8 protein-coding genes are annotated in these 12,374 nt (G+C 65.6%); 2 read left to right on the forward strand and 6 right to left on the reverse strand.

Annotation, left to right across the window (positions count from 1 at the left end):
- The first annotated feature begins 255 nt into the window (after positions 1-255).
- A complete protein-coding gene (locus tag ACP7AG_RS03950) occupies positions 256-1,668 on the forward strand; it encodes a hypothetical protein (protein WP_426011133.1) in 1,413 nt (470 codons plus the stop codon).
- 32 nt (positions 1,669-1,700) lie between these two features.
- Here the strand turns inward: ACP7AG_RS03950 and phoB are convergent, their stop codons facing one another.
- From phoB to ACP7AG_RS03980, 6 genes are all read right to left on the reverse strand, one after another.
- Entirely contained in the window at positions 1,701-2,393 is a 693-nt protein-coding gene (gene phoB / locus ACP7AG_RS03955; RefSeq protein WP_426011131.1) for a phosphate regulon transcriptional regulator PhoB, read from the reverse strand.
- Positions 2,394-2,408: 15 nt separating this feature from the next.
- The gene (gene phoU, locus ACP7AG_RS03960) at positions 2,409-3,098 is read right to left on the reverse strand and encodes a phosphate signaling complex protein PhoU (protein ID WP_426011129.1); all 690 of its coding nucleotides are present in this window, start codon (positions 3,096-3,098) and stop codon (positions 2,409-2,411) included.
- 16 nt (positions 3,099-3,114) lie between these two features.
- Positions 3,115-3,879: a phosphate ABC transporter ATP-binding protein PstB gene (gene pstB, locus ACP7AG_RS03965; protein ID WP_426011304.1), complete on the reverse strand. Its 765-nt coding sequence runs from the start codon at positions 3,877-3,879 to the stop codon at positions 3,115-3,117.
- Between the two features lie 140 nt (positions 3,880-4,019).
- Positions 4,020-5,324, reverse strand: a complete 1,305-nt coding sequence (gene pstA / locus ACP7AG_RS03970; RefSeq protein WP_426011127.1) for a phosphate ABC transporter permease PstA — start codon at positions 5,322-5,324, stop codon at positions 4,020-4,022.
- Positions 5,317-6,759: a phosphate ABC transporter permease subunit PstC gene (gene pstC / locus ACP7AG_RS03975; protein WP_426011125.1), complete on the reverse strand. Its 1,443-nt coding sequence runs from the start codon at positions 6,757-6,759 to the stop codon at positions 5,317-5,319. Before pstC ends, pstA begins: the two co-directional genes overlap by 8 nt.
- Positions 6,760-7,274: 515 nt before the next feature.
- The gene (locus ACP7AG_RS03980; protein WP_426029860.1) at positions 7,275-8,675 is read right to left on the reverse strand and encodes an ATP-binding protein; all 1,401 of its coding nucleotides are present in this window, start codon (positions 8,673-8,675) and stop codon (positions 7,275-7,277) included.
- Positions 8,676-8,850: 175 nt separating this feature from the next.
- On the opposite strand from ACP7AG_RS03980, the gene ACP7AG_RS03985 reads away from it, so the two are divergent.
- Positions 8,851-12,204, forward strand: coding sequence for an autotransporter outer membrane beta-barrel domain-containing protein (locus ACP7AG_RS03985; RefSeq protein ID WP_426029861.1), 3,354 nt, complete (start codon positions 8,851-8,853; stop codon positions 12,202-12,204).
- Positions 12,205-12,374 lie beyond the last annotated feature (170 nt).

The raw sequence follows: 12,374 nt of genomic DNA on the forward strand, positions 1-12,374 counted from the left end.
GCCGGGCCGACGCCCGGGTTCTGCTTTCCCCCGCCCAGACGCCAGAGCCCCGATCCACCAAGGCTTTAAGGCGTGGTGGCTTGCGGCAACCGAACGTTGGTGATGGGTAGGAAGTCCACTGGATACCGAAACGCGGGAAGCCCTGCAGATCGCTGGTGTTGTCTGAGTTTCCATCCTCATATTTAATCGGCCGTTCAGGCGCCGGCGGTGGCAATCCTGAGCTTCTTTGGCTCTGCAATTTGAGACGGGGACGGCATGGATCTTCATGAAGGTGTCTCCGAGAGACTTGTTCAACGGCTCACAGACGTACTTGCGGCAGGCAGCCTGATGAGCCGAAAGTATCTTTCGTTCGAGACCATGAAGGCCGTTGATGCACTGAACCAAATCCTTGATCGGAACGTGCTGGCCAAGCTCAAGTCCTACACCAGCGACAACCCCCTGATGGATGTGACGAGCATCGTCTTAGAGCAAACGCTTGTTCACACCGAATACAACGAGGTGGCAGTAGAGCGCCTAATTGACGTCCTCGGTACTGCTGCGCCCTTAGATATAGCGGTACAGGTCGTTGCACTAATTGAGAGCTTGCCCTGGCACTACGTCTACGCCCTCCCGCTGCCGGATAGCCTAGACGCTGCCTTCCCTGCTCATGGGTTTTGGAAATTGGGGGAAGACGCGAAGATCGCAAAGGGAGTTGGGCTGACGGAGAAGTTCGAGGTTGCGACTTCGCCTTCCAGCTTCATGAATGCCTTATCTGGGCAACGCTCTTTCTTCACAAATCCCGGACCGACAAGCGCTCACCTCCTCATCGACGCATACGGCACTATCGATCAGTATTCGTCCACATATCCACAGCTTCAGGCCTTTGAGGATATGAAGTCGATCATCGGTTTAATGATGGCACTTGGGCTTCTGCGGTATCGCAGCACATGGAAGAGAAACCACCCGCTCGTCGAAGTGCATATCAATCGTGAGGCGGCCGACGCCACATACTCGTTCGTACAATCGACCTCGCTGGCGGGGTCCACGAGCGAAGCTCTAAGCATGCTGCGTTTCAACGAGCCGCATGGGGAGCGGATCGAGGACAATTGGGCGGGGCTCGTTGGGAGCCACCTTGTTTCGATCCAGCGCGTGCTCGCCGATGAAGCGAACCGAAAGCGACTGCTGTTAGCGGCAAAGTGGTACTTCGACAGCTTCACTGGAGACAGTGAGTTGCTGCGCTTTGTGCAGGCAATGGTTTCCTTGGAAATCCTTCTCGGGGAGGAGAACAAGGAGGCCTACAACAACATCGGCGTCGGCGAACTAATGAGGAACCGCGTCGCCTATCTGATTGGGCAGGACATGAATGAGCGCGCCGAAATCCTCGGCACGTTCAACAAACTCTACGACGTTCGCTCGCGTATTGTGCATCGTGGCCACAGTCATCTGTCGCAAGAGGAGAGGCGCCACCTTGCTACGCTCCGAGGATACTGCGCTCGGGTCATTCAGGCTGAAGTAAAAATGCTCGTCTCTGGCGACGCCCTCACTGACCCGAATTGGCCCGAAGCCATTCTGCCAACACCGAAAGGCGTGGCATTGAGCCCCCTTCTTGAAGCTCTCGCCGGGTTCGATCCGAATGCCTTAGACACTGAAATTCCGCTTATCTCCGAGGCGGAGACAGGCCGGGGATAGACTTGCTCGCCGCAGCACGATCCGCCGCCGCCCTACGCCGCGTCCAGATCCAGCGAATAGCCTGCCGAGCGCACGGTCCGGATCGGGTCCCCGTCCACGTCGCCGTTCAGCGCCTTGCGCAGGCGGCCGATGTGGACGTCCACGGTGCGGGCCTCGACATAGACGTCCGAGCCCCAGACGGCGTCCAGCAGCTGTTCGCGGCTGAACACCCGGCCGGGGTGCTGCATCAGGTAGTCGAGCAAGCGGAATTCGGTGGGGCCCAGGTGGACTTCCTTGCCCTGGCGTTTCACGCGGTGGGCGACGCGGTCGATGATGATGTCGCCGACCGTGATGCGGTCGTCGGCCAGGCCGGGGCGGATACGGCGCAGCACGGCGCGCACGCGGGCGGTCAGCTCGATCATCGAGAACGGCTTGACCACATAGTCGTCGGCCCCGGTGTCGAGGCCGCGAATGCGGTCGCTCTCCTCGCCGCGCGCCGTCAGCATGATGATCGGCACGTTGCGGGTTTCGCTGCGGCCGCGCAGGCGGCGGCAGACCTCGATGCCCGAGACCTTGGGCAGCATCCAGTCGAGGATCACCAGGTCGGGGGCGCGCTCGGAGGCCATGGTCAGGGCCTCCTCGCCGTCGCAGGCCACGCCGACGAGATAGCCTTCCTTGTCGAGATTGTAGTGCAGCAGGGTGGCCAGGGCGTCTTCGTCTTCGACCACCAGAACGTACGGAGTCACTGGGCCTACCTCGACTTACTTCGACAGCTCGAGCTTGGGCCGCTGGGAGATGATCTCCTCGCCGGTCAGCTCGAAATGGATGATCTCGGCGATGTTGGTGGCGTGGTCGCCGATGCGCTCGAGGTTCTTGGCGACGAACAGCAGGTGAGCGCACGGATTGATCGTCCGGGGATCGCCCATCATGTAGGTCAGCAGTTCGCGGAAGATGGCGTTGTAGTGCTCGTCGACCTCCTCGTCGCGGCCCCAGACGCCGATGGCGCGCGGCAGGTCCGACGAGGTGTAGGCGTCCAGCACGTCCTTCAGCCGGCCCTGGACCAGGTGGCCCATGCGCTCGATCGAGCGGGTCAGGGCGGTCATCGGGTCGGCTTCGGTGAGGATCAGGGCGCGCTTGCCGATGTTCTTGGCCATGTCGCCGCAGCGTTCCAGGCTCATCGAGATCTTCAGGGCGGCGACGGCGTGGCGCAGATCGACCGCCATCGGCTGGCGCAGGGCGATCAGCTTGAAGGCCTTGCGCTCGATCTCGGCCTGCAGGATGTCGAGCCGCTCGTCGCGGGCCACCACCTGCTGGGCCAGGGGGCCGTCGCGGCGGGCGATGCAGTCGATGGCGTCGGCCACCTGGGCCTCGGCCAAGCCGCCCATGCGGGTGACCTCGGCCGTGAGGTGGTTCAGCTCTTCGCCGTAGGACTTGACGGTATGTTCGGTCATGGGATGCGTCCTCCGGTCAGCCGAAGCGGCCGGTGATGTAATCTTGCGTGCGGGTGTCACGAGGATTGGTGAACATCTCCTCGGTCGGACCGCTCTCGACCAGCTTGCCCAGGTGGAAGAAGGCCGTCTTCTGCGACACGCGAGCGGCCTGGGCCATCGAGTGGGTGACAATGACGATGCAGAACTGGTTGCGCAGGTCGTCGATCAGTTCCTCGATGCGGGCGGTGGCGATCGGGTCCAGGGCCGAGCAGGGCTCGTCCATCAAGATCACTTCCGGCGACACGGCGATGGCCCGGGCGATGACCAGGCGCTGCTGCTGACCGCCCGACAGGCCGGTGCCGGCCTGGTGGAGGCGGTCGGAGACCTCGGCCCACAGGCCCGCCTTCTTCAGGCTGGCCTCGACGATGGCTTCCAACTCGGCCTTGCTCGTGGCCAGGCCGTGAATCCTGGGACCGTAGGCGACGTTCTCGAAGATCGTCTTGGGGAAGGGGTTGGGCTTCTGGAAGACCATGCCGACCCGCGAGCGCAGCACCACCGGATCGACGCTCTTGGCGTTGACGTCATTGCCGTCGATCTCGATCGAGCCGGTGACCCTGGCCGACGGGATGGTGTCGTTCATCCGGTTGATGCAGCGCAGGAAGGTCGACTTACCGCAGCCCGACGGGCCGATGAAGGCGGTGACCGACTTGGCCGGCACGTCGAGGCTGACGTCGAACAGCGCCTGCTTGTCGCCGTAAAAGACATTGACGTCGCGGGCCCGGATCTTGAAGTCGCTGCTCATCGCATTGCCGGGGCCGGTGGGGATCACCGAGGCCAAGCCGCCTTGAGCCTGGGAAGCGGCAAGGGTGTCGTCGCGGTTTTCGGTCGGCATGGCGTGGCCCTTGGAAAGGGGAAAGGCGAGAGGGTTCAGGGTCATGGAAGCTACCACCGGCGTTCGAAGCGGCGACGCAGAATCACGGCGGCGGCGTTCATGACGATCATGAACACCAGCAGCACGATGATCGCCGCAGCGGTGCGTTCGTGGAAGGCGCGCTCCGAAGCGTTCTCCCAGATATAGACCTGCACTGGCAGGACTGTGGCCGAGCTGGTGAAGTTCTCCGGCGCGCCGGGCACGAAGGCGACCATGCCGATCATCAGCAGCGGCGCGGTCTCGCCCAGGGCATGGGCCAGCGACAGAATGGCGCCGGTCATCACGCCGGGCATGGCCAGCGGCAGCACATGGTGGAAGACGGTCTGGGCCTTGGAGGCGCCGACGCCAAGGGCGGCTTCGCGGATCGAGGGCGGCACAGCCTTCAGCGAGGAGCGGGTGGCGATGATCACGGTCGGCAGGGCCATCAGGGCCATCACCAGGCCGCCGACCAGCGGCGACCCCCGCGGCACGTGCAGCCAGTTGATGAACAGGGCCAGGCCCAGCAGGCCGTAGACGATCGACGGCACGGCGGCCAGGTTGTTGATGTTGACCTCGATGACGTCGGTCCAACGGTTTTTGGGCGCGAATTCCTCGAGATAGACCGCCGCCATCACGCCCACCGGGATGGCGATCATCGCGGTGATCACCAGCATCATGGCCGAGCCAATCACCGCCCCCCAGACCCCGGCCTGTTCAGGCTCGGTGGAGTCGGAATTGGTGAAGAACTTGGTGTTGAAGCCGGTCTTGACCGTGCCGTCGTTCTTCAGGCGGTCCAGCCAGTCCAGCTGTTGGTTGTCGAGCTTGCGGTCGCCTTCGGCGGTCGAACGCTTGATCTCGCCCTTGTAGTAGAGGTCGGCGTCGGCCTTGACCGAGCCGGTCACATTGACCGTCTTGCCGATCAGCGAATGATCCTTCCTGACCATCTGCAGCAGCTGGTTGCCGAAGTCGCGCGAGGTCAGGGCCATGATCTTGCCCGACGTCATGCCCAGGTCGTCGTCCTGCACGCCCAGCTTCTTCATCATCGCCTCGGCGACGATGTAGTCATAGTTGACGCCTTCCAGCGCATTCACGTCGATGCGCTCGGCGTTCAGATAGATCGGCACCGTCAGGGTGTGGGTCTCGAAGGTAGAATAGCCCTGGGCCACGATCCGGCCGACCAGCACCACCAGGAAGATCATGGCGATGACGATCGCCGCGATGCCCTGGACGCGGAAGATGGTTTCCGAGCGGTGGCGTTTCTTCAGCAGCGCGTCGCGCGCCGAGAGTGAGACCGCCCGGGGGGCTGGCGCGCCGGGGGAGATAACTGCGTCAGTCATATTGTTCCCGGTACTTCTGGACGATGCGCAGGGCGATGATGTTCAGGCAGAGGGTGACCACGAACAGGGTCAGACCCAGACCGAAGGCCGACAGGGTTTTCGGACTGTCGAACTCCTGGTCGCCGGTCAGCAAGGTGACGATCTGAACGGTCACGGTGGTGACGGTGTCCAGCGGATTGGCGGTCAGCTTGGCCTGCAGGCCGGCGGCCATGGTGACGATCATGGTCTCGCCGACAGCGCGCGACACGGCCAGCAGCATGGCGGCCATGATCCCCGGCAGGGCGGCGGGCAGGACCACCCGCTTGACGGTCTCGGACTTGGTCGCGCCCATGGCGTAGCTGCCGTCGCGAAGCGACTGGGGCACCGAATTGATGATGTCGTCCGAGAGGGAGGAGACAAAGGGGATCAGCATGATGCCCATCACCACCCCGGCCACCAGGGCCATCTGGTTCTGAACCTGCATCAGGTACTGCGCCAGGCCATCCATCGGACCGCCGGCGATGCTGGCGCCGATGCCGTTGAAGAAGGCGCGGAACAACGGACCCACGGTGAGGGCGGCGAAGAAGCCGTAGACCACGGTCGGCACGCCGGCCAGGATCTCCAGCAGCGGCTTGATCGTCGAGCGCAGGCCGCGATTGGCGTATTCCGACAGGTAGATCGCCGAGTAGAGGCCGATCGGCGCGGCCACCAGCATGGCGATCATCATCACGAGGAAGGTGCCGGCGAACAGCGGGACGGCTCCGAAGGCGCCGGACGAGGCCACCTGGTCGGCGCGCATGGCGATCTGCGGGGCCCATTCGGTGCCGAACAGGAAGCTTAGCGGCGACACGCTCTCGAAGAACCGCCAGCTTTCGTAGATCAGCGACATGACGATGCCGAGCGTGGTCAGCACGGCGGCGACCGAGCAGGCGATCAGCACGCCGGAGATCCAGCCCTCGACCCGGTTTCGGGCGCGGAATTCGCTGTTGATCCGGGGGTGGGCCAGCAGGAAGCCGGCCAGGGCCAGCAGGCCGGCCAGGCCCAGGACCGAGTAGCTGACGATGCCGGTGATCCGCTTGGCCTCGACGATCTTGGCGTCCAGCGCAACCTTCAGCGGACCCTCATAGGTCACTTCACTGGGCGTTATGCCGGCGGCGATGGCCGTGACATCGCTGAAGAACACGTCTTGACGATCGGGTGTCAGGGCCTGGACGACCGCGGGCCGCTGGGCCTGCAGCATGCTGTCCTCGACCCGGCCTCCGAAGGCGGCGCCCAGCAGCAGCAGCAGGGCGGCCGGCGCGCCGGCCCAGAGGGCGGCGTACATTCCGTAATAGTTGGGCAGCGAATGGAGACGGGCGGGCGAGCCGCCGGCGGACTTCAGCGCCCGGCTGCGGCCGGCCATGAAGGCCGCGCTGGAGAACAGGGCGAGGAAAAAGAGCGAGAGCCAGGTCAGCATGCGTGAAGAGGTCTTGCGCGAGGGTTGCGGTGCGGCGCCCAACGCGCCGTACCGCCCGGGGCGATCTATGCCGCGCGGGCACTGACCTTATGCGACGGTTGCGTGACGGTTTTGCGACAGCTCGGGGCCTTTAGGTCCAGTCCTCGAATCAAGACTTAGTCAGGCAGTCTTCGCGCGACCGCCTCGTCCCCGTTCAGTTCAATCCGCAACAGGCTTGGCGCCTTTCCTTTTGGCCCTTCGAAGGTCAGCCACGCCTTCGGCCCGTCTACGAAGAACCGGCCCGGTGAGGAAACCGCCCAGAGGTCCACCATATAGGTGGCTTCCGTCCCGGTCTCGGCCGGCGCGTTGCGAATGAACGACAAACTGAACGGTCGGATCGCCGCGATGCAGCGCGCCCTTTCCCTCCGACACCACGCTGAGTGAAGGCGCAGGCTCCGCCGGTCAACCGCGACGACGAGACAGGGGCGTCGCACCCCGCCTCCGCCTCCGCCTCCGCCCCACATGCCGAGCGCGCTTCAAAGTCCCTGTGCGCGACCAGCCCCCTTGGCCACCGGGAAATAGACCCCGAACGTCGCCCCCGCGCCATGGACGCTTTCGACGATCATCCCCCCGCGGTGGCGGTTCATGATGTGCTTGACGATGGCCAGGCCCAGGCCGGTGCCCGAGCGGTCGCCGCTCTTTTGGCCCTCGACGCGGTAGAAGCGTTCAGTCAGACGCGGCAGGTGCTCGCGCAGCATGCCCGGCCCCTTGTCGGTGACCCTCAGCGAGGCGTAGCGCTCGCCTTCCGCGTGGTCGGGGGTCAGCAGCGACATCCGCGTCGCTGCGGTATCGCGCGGCGCGGCGGCCATGTCGGCGGTCAGGCCGGAATGGATCTCGATCCGCACCGTCCCGCCGCGCGGGGTATATTTGATGGCGTTGTCGACCAGGTTTTGGATCACCTGGACGATCTGGTCGCGGTCGCCCTCGACCACCGCCGCGCCGCGCGGCGGCAGAACGGGGTCAAAGCCCACGGCCTTGACCTTGGCCTGCGGACCCAGGGCGTCGAGCACGTCGATGGTGGCCATGGCCAGGTCGACCTGGCCATGCGGGGCGATGTGCTCGTTCAGCTCGATCCGCGACAGGCTCATCAGGTCGTCGATCAGCCGGGCCATCCGCTCGGCCTGGGCCTGCATGATGCCCAGGAACTTGTCGCGCGCCCCCACATCGTCCTTGGCGTGGCCGCGCAGCGTCTCGATGAAGCCCGACAGTGAGGCCAGGGGCGTGCGCAACTCGTGGCTGGCATTGGCCAGGAAGTCGGCGCGGGTGCGCTCGCTGCGGCGGGTGTCGGTCTCGTCGCTGAGCACCAGCAGGGCCAGGCGCGAGCCCCGTTCGTCCAGGCCCAGCGGCGCGCTGTGGGCCACCCATTCGCGGCCTTGGGCTCCGCCGCCCACATAGTCGACCGAGCGCCGCAACCCGCCGAACAGGCTCTCGTCCACCGCCTCCAGCACCTGGGGATTTCGCACCGCCGAGACCAGCAGCCCGCCGCGCGGCTGCAGCTTGAAAAGCTCGCGGGCGGCGGCGTTGGCGAACACGAAGCGCCTGCCGGTCAGATCGTCGGCCTCCTCGGCGGCGATGACCATCAGCGGATCGGGCAAGGTTTCGAGAATCAGGGCGAAGGGCGGCGGGCGATCGACGACCGCCGGCGCTGGGGCGGGCGCGATCGGGTCGGCGGCGTATCGGAGGACCCGACGCGCCAGCAGAAGGCCGGCCCCACCGCTGGCCAGCCCGGCGACGATCGCGCCCGTGGCATTGGCGCCGCCGGTCAAGCCCAAGCCCAGCAAGGCCACGGGACCGATCAGCACCGCCGCCCACAAACCCAGTGGCATAGGGGTGGACCCGCCCAAAAGGGTCGGCGGTCGCGGCGAGGCCATCGGCATGCGGCAGTCTCGATTTCTGTGGAAAGACGGATTCGTCGAACCAGATATGGCGCCCTGGGGTGGCTTGCGATAGACCGTCAAACGCTCAAGAAGCACGACGTTGGCGGAAGCACCGCAATTTCGCCGCAACGTGCCGCAATCTGGGGTCTGGTTTCTCTCCGAGGTGTCGTTCGTAATGCAGCGCAAGGTCCTGGTCGCGACAGTCGCAACCGCTCCTCTCCTGGCCATGGCGTTCGGCGCTTATGCTGAGACCGTCGTCAACACGGCCCGCGTCGAGCGGATCGCCACCGCGACCGCGGCCGGCACGGCCCCCGGTACGCCCGACGACGTCAAGATCGACGCCGCGGGCTCGATCAAGCCGACCGCCGGGACCGGCCCGCTCATCCTGCTGAACAGCAACAACAAGGTCAACAACGCCGGAACGCTGGCGACGGTCGGTCTGGACAACACCACCGGGATCGAGATCCGCGCCGGCAATACCGGCACGGTGACCAACTCGCTGGCGATCAGCCTGACCGAGGACTACACCCCCACAGACGACGACAAGACGGCGGCCGGCGTCGCCGCGCCCGACGGCGACCTCGACGGCCCGTTCGCCAAGGGCACGGGCCGCTACGGCGTCCGCTTGATGGGTCCGGGCGTCTTTACCGGCAATATCGTCCAGGACGGCACCGGCTCGATCATCGTCGAGGGTAACAATTCGGCCGGCGTCTTGCTGGAGACCGGCCTGGTCGGCAACCTGAACCTCGGCGGTTCCGTCGCGCTCACGGGCGACAATAGCTATGGCGTTCACGTCGCGGCGCCGGTGACGGGCAACGTCACGCTGAGCGGCTCGACCACCGTGTTGGGCGGAAACAGCACGGCGGTGGCGCTCGACGGCGCCGTCAGCGGCGCCTTCGTCGTGCAGGGCTCGATCAGCGCGACCGGCTATCGCTACACAAACCGCCCGACTGAAGCCGTCATCAGCAAGCTCGACACCGACGACCTGCTTCAAGGCGGCTCCGCTGTTCGCGTCGCCGGCAACGTGACCGGCGGCGTGTTGTTGAACGGCCCAACCGGTTCGACCGTCGTCGACGGCACGACAACCACAACGAGCGTGATCTCGTCATCGACCGCGAGCACGGCCGCGCTCAACGTCTTCGGGAGCGCGCCGGCCCTGCTGATCGGCTCGGACACCCAGGCCATAACCCTCGGCGCGGTCGGCGCGGCCGACAACGCCTATGGCCTGGTCTCGAAGGGCTCGATCGCCGCCAGCGGCGTCTATGACAAGACGGCCGCCAGCGGCGTCGATAACAAGATCGCCGCCACCGGCGTCCAGATCGGCGGCGGAACCGGCCAGGCCACGACCCTGACGGGCGGCGCGCGTTTTGACGGCAGCGTCACCGTCGCCGCGCGCGAAGCCAACGCCACGGGCGTCAGCCTGACCGCCGGCGCCGCGGTCCCCTCGCTCTGGAACCGGGGTTCGATCACCGCCGCCAGTTCGTCCTATACGGGCTCGGGAGTGACCGGTGACGCGCGGGGCCTGGTCATCGGCGCCGGGGCCAATCTGGCCAACCTGACCAACAACGGTGGCATTGCGGCGGTCCGTACCGGCGACGCGGGCGACGCCATCGCCGTACTCGACACCTCGGGCACGTTGAAGACCATCACCAATACCGGCTCGATCTCCGCCCAGGTGGCCGCCTCGGGCGCGAAGAAGGACGGCACGACGGTGACAACGGTCACCACGCCGACCGGCAAGGCGATCGCCCTTGACCTCAGCGCGTCCAACGGCGTCACCCTGACCCAGACAGCGCCGACGTCCTCCGCCACGACCACCACCTATGCCAGCACCGACACCGTCACCACGGCGAGCACCACCTCGACGACCACGACGCCCTCGATCGCCGGCGCGATCCGCTTCGGTTCGGGCGCGGACGTCCTCAACATCCAGAACGGCACGGTGTTCGGCGACATCTCGTTCGGCGCCGGCGCCGACGCTCTGAACATCAACGGCGGCGGCGTCGTGCTGGGCGCGCTCTCCGACACCGACGGCAGACTGGCGATCAATATCGGCAAGGGCAGCCTGGGCTTGACCAATACGGGCCTGATCAACGCCTCCAGCCTGACCCTGGGCGCGGACAGCAAGGTGGTCTTCACAGTCGATCCCACCGCCAATGGCGGCCCTGGGGCGAACACTCACATCAATGTTTCCGGGGCGGTCAACATCGCCTCGGGAGCCCAGTTGGGCCTGCGTCTGACCAGCCTGTTGTCAGCGCCAACCAGCTATACGGTGATCACCGGCGGCAGCCTGACCGCCGGCACGATCAGCCAGGATCTGTTGGGCGACACGCCCTATCTGTACGTCGCCAGCAGCCGCGCCGACACCAACAACGTCTATCTCGACGTTCGCCGACGCTCGGCGACCGAGATCGGCATGAACAAGGCCCAGGCCTCGGCCTATGACGCGGTGTTCGCCGCCGTGGGCAAGGATACCGGCATCTCCGGCTCCTTCCTGGGCAAGGACACCAAGGACGGCTTCCTGAGCTTGTACAACCAGATGCTGCCCGACCAGGGCGAGGGCTTCTTCGCCGCGCTGCAGAACGCCAACCAATCGATCGCAGCCGCCACCGGCTACCGTCCCGATCCCGGCGACCGCTACGGTCCCGACAGCATCTGGATGCAGGAAATCAACACCCTGATCCGCCGCGACACCGGCGACACCCAGGGCTCCGACACCCAGGCCTTCGGCTTCGTTGGCGGCTATGAGGCCATGGGCGACGCCGGCGGCGCGCTGGGTCTGACCCTGGCCTATATCAGCGTCGAGGAACACGACATCACCGCCCAGGTCGGCGAGCAGACCACGGGCAACTTCGTGCAGCTCGGCTCCTACTGGCGCCGGTCGGTCGGCGGCTGGCGGATGAATGTCGGCGGCGGCGGGGGCTATGGCTGGTACGATGGCGACCGGGTGTTCAACTCGGGCGACGCCAACGGCGACGGCGTCGCCGACGTGGTGCGGAAGAATACGGCCAAGTGGAACGGCGCGACGTTCAGCGCCTTTGCCGGCACGGGCTACGAAACCAAGTTCGGGCGCTATTTCGTGCGTCCCGAGGCCCGCCTGGACTACCTGTACCTGCGAGAAGGCAAGCGAACGGAAAAGCTGGTCAGCGCCCAGAACGCGGGCGTGGCCACCACCGACAACGGCGATGGTTTCAACTTGACCGTCGAGCAGCGTAACTCCAGCAGCCTGTCCGCCGACGCCGGCCTGGCCTTTGGCGCCGATTTCGGCCGCGACGTCTGGTGGCGTCCGGAAGTGCGGGTCGGCTATCGCCAGACGCTGGCTGGCAGCGTCGGCGACACGGTCGCCCGCTTCAATGGCGGGAACCCTTTCCACATGGCCGCCATGGACGAAAAGCAGGGCGCCGTGACCGTGGGCTTGGCTCTGCGGGCCGGAACGCCGATGTCCTACCTGGCGCTCGAAGCCAACGCCGAATCCACCAAGAAGCAGAAGCGCTACAATGTGAAGCTTACGGGCCGGGCGATGTTCTAGAGCATTTCCCGACCCGACTGCGTCAGGCCGTGAGCTGTAATCTTCTGTTTTGACGCATTTTTCTTCAAGCGAACCGGAACCACTTCGCTCGAAAAATGATCTAGCCCGTCCGGCGCCGGTTTCAAGCGCCTCCAGGGGCGGTTCGAAACGGCCTGAGCGAACACTGATCG

Source organism: Caulobacter sp. DWP3-1-3b2 (assembly GCF_049896325.1).
Classification (GTDB): domain Bacteria; phylum Pseudomonadota; class Alphaproteobacteria; order Caulobacterales; family Caulobacteraceae; genus Caulobacter.

Excerpts from the sequence above, each read along its gene's own strand:
- ACP7AG_RS03980 (WP_426029860.1), bottom strand. The coding sequence starts at position 8,675 with ATGCCGATGGCCTCGCCGCGACCGCCGACCCTTTTGGGCGGGTCCACC.
- pstA (WP_426011127.1), bottom strand. The coding sequence starts at position 5,324 with ATGACTGACGCAGTTATCTCCCCCGGCGCGCCAGCCCCCCGGGCGGTC.
- pstB (WP_426011304.1), bottom strand. The coding sequence starts at position 3,879 with ATGAGCAGCGACTTCAAGATCCGGGCCCGCGACGTCAATGTCTTTTAC.
- phoU (WP_426011129.1), bottom strand. The coding sequence starts at position 3,098 with ATGACCGAACATACCGTCAAGTCCTACGGCGAAGAGCTGAACCACCTC.
- ACP7AG_RS03985 (WP_426029861.1), top strand. The coding sequence starts at position 8,851 with ATGCAGCGCAAGGTCCTGGTCGCGACAGTCGCAACCGCTCCTCTCCTG.
- pstC (WP_426011125.1), bottom strand. The coding sequence starts at position 6,759 with ATGCTGACCTGGCTCTCGCTCTTTTTCCTCGCCCTGTTCTCCAGCGCG.
- ACP7AG_RS03950 (WP_426011133.1), top strand. The coding sequence starts at position 256 with ATGGATCTTCATGAAGGTGTCTCCGAGAGACTTGTTCAACGGCTCACA.